The organism is Candidatus Acidianus copahuensis (assembly GCF_000632495.1).
Taxonomy (GTDB): Archaea; Thermoproteota; Thermoprotei_A; order Sulfolobales; family Sulfolobaceae; genus Acidianus; species Acidianus copahuensis.
This window is the reverse complement of record NZ_JFZT01000010.1, coordinates 1-1380: the sequence shown is the minus strand read 5'-3', so window position 1 is coordinate 1380 and position 1380 is coordinate 1. Positions and strand designations below refer to the sequence as shown.

At 35.4% G+C, this 1380-nt stretch carries 1 protein-coding gene; it reads left to right on the top strand.

Going from position 1 to position 1380, the window contains the following annotated elements; all coding sequences use genetic code 11:
• Window positions 1-58 precede the first annotated feature (58 nt).
• Window positions 59-469 (top strand): hypothetical protein, encoded by a 411-nt coding sequence (locus CM19_RS00360; RefSeq protein WP_048098479.1) that lies wholly within the window; start codon window positions 59-61, stop codon window positions 467-469.
• The last annotated feature ends 911 nt before the right edge of the window (window positions 470-1380 follow it).

Sequence of the window (1380 nt, the reverse complement as noted above, 5' to 3'; positions counted from 1 at the left end):
GGGTTTGATTAATTGAAAGAATAGGAAAGTATATAAGGATTAATCTATAGTGATCGATATGAAACTGCTAATCGCGATGGATCTTAACTCAAGCATAGAGTACTCGCGCTTACGGAAGTTCGTTGAAAGCTTACTGTATAAATTTAGGGACGTGGATGTAACTTTTCTGATAGATGATGGAAGCATATTAAAGCTAGGAAATGATGAAGTGTTTAAGGTTAGTGATCCAGATTCCTTTGTAGAACTGACAAAAGATCTTAAGTCTATCTCTACAAAAAAAGGTAATCTGAGGATAGGAAATATAATTAGACTTAAAAGAGAACTAGGAAGAAGTATTCTAGTTTTAGTTAGCAATAGAAAAGTAAAGAATAGTGATGAACTTATTTTAGTATATAATGGTAAAAAGATAAGCGCATTAATCGGAAATAATATATTACATTTGAATCCTACTACATCAAACAATAGATAATACTCATTAATTTAGTTAATTTTGTTAGGACTTATAGCCGTTATCAGCAGTTTTGCTTAAACCTTGACATTCATAAACAATTAATGACAATTACTACATTAGCTAGGACCAAAAGAAGTCTGTGAGAGACTAGGAACCTCTCACAGCACATCACAATAGATCAAGGGTTATACAAGAAATAAGGCTACAAAAAAAATACAGGTATAAATATCTCCTAAGCATCTGCGGGTTTCCCCACATCCCTGAGGTCTTTGACGATCAATGTTGTGGGTGGGGTTATCCCGCTAATGGGGCGGATCGCGATGATGAGCTTAGAGCGTGATGAAGCCCAAGGGTTTCATGGACATGATAATAAATGTCCGTAAAACTCAAACCCCATCTATTGCGGTTAGATTAGTATTTCAAATACGTAAATTTTATAGTTATGATTTATAGTTACAAACTAATCAACTCTTTGATAGGGGTTTCCTATTTCGCAGTCAAACTAGCCTTACCATGGTGGAGAGGAACTTACAGGATCTAAGGATTATTCTAAACCATCGCGTAATGAGATAATAATGTTCCTAGAGATTGCGATCAGTAGTCCTACTAACTTCTTGCATAGAAAAGTCGCCTACGAAATTGTTTATCTTTTACGTAATTAGAAACGGAAATCCAAGGGATCTATATTCTCTATCTCTCTGTAGATTAAAGGATCGGAAGACTGTAAGAGTGAGAACAGAGAGTGATATCTTCTAAAAATATGGAAAGTCCATTTTACGTAATTTCCTGTTACCTATAAGAGAACAGTCGTAATAGATTTTGTGAAGTCGCTGTATCTCTGAAACGGAGGAAAAGTCTTTTCACTTCAAGACCCACATAACCACCGCACGGGATTAATCAGACAGTTCCACAAAAGGAACCTTCACCAT

Excerpts from the sequence above, each read along its gene's own strand:
- CM19_RS00360 (WP_048098479.1), top strand. The coding sequence starts at position 59 with ATGAAACTGCTAATCGCGATGGATCTTAACTCAAGCATAGAGTACTCG.